General features: G+C 67.8%; 1 protein-coding gene. It reads right to left on the reverse strand.

Features of this window, described 5'->3' with window-relative positions:
• The coding region (locus PV343_RS40205; protein WP_319152009.1) for a DNA-directed RNA polymerase subunit alpha at positions 1 to 768 on the reverse strand (768 nt) is incomplete at both ends.

Raw genomic sequence — 768 nt, forward strand, 5'->3', positions numbered from 1 at the left:
GAAGGCGTCCGCGGCGGCGGTCGGGTCGAATCCGGGCGGGCTGTCCTTGAGGGCCAGGCCCATGCCGGCCAGCTTCGCCTTGACCTCGTCGATCGACTTCGCACCGAAGTTGCGGATGTCGAGCAGGTCGGCCTCGGAGCGGGCGACGAGCTCACCCACGGAGTGGATGCCCTCGCGCTTGAGGCAGTTGTACGACCGAACGGTGAGCTCCAGCTCCTCGATCGGCAGCGCCAGGTCCGCGGCCAGGGCGGCGTCCGTCGGGGACGGGCCCATGTCGATGCCCTCGGCGTCGATGTTCAGCTCGCGGGCGAGACCGAACAGCTCGACCAGGGTCTTGCCGGCCGACGCCATGGCGTCACGGGGACGCATGGCCTGCTTCGTCTCGACGTCGACGATCAGCTTGTCGAAGTCGGTGCGCTGCTCGACACGGGTGGCCTCGACCTTGTACGTGACCTTGAGCACCGGGCTGTAGATGGAGTCGACCGGAATACGGCCGATCTCCTGGCCCACCTGCTTGTTCTGCACGGCGGAGACGTAGCCGCGACCGCGCTCGACGGTCAGCTCCATCTCCAGCTTGCCCTTGCCGTTGAGCGTGGCGAGGACCAGGTCGGGGTTGTGGACCTCGACACCGGCCGGGGGCGCGATGTCGGCGGCGGTGACCAGACCCGGGCCCTGCTTGCGCAGGTACATCACGACCGGCTCGTCGTGCTCCGAGGAGACGACCAGCTGCTTGATGTTGAGGATCAGGTCGGTGACGTCCTCCTTGAC

The sequence above is a fragment of the Streptomyces sp. WI03-4A genome (genome assembly GCF_033792105.1).
In the GTDB taxonomy this organism is placed as follows: domain Bacteria; phylum Actinomycetota; class Actinomycetes; order Streptomycetales; family Streptomycetaceae; genus Streptomyces; species Streptomyces collinus_A.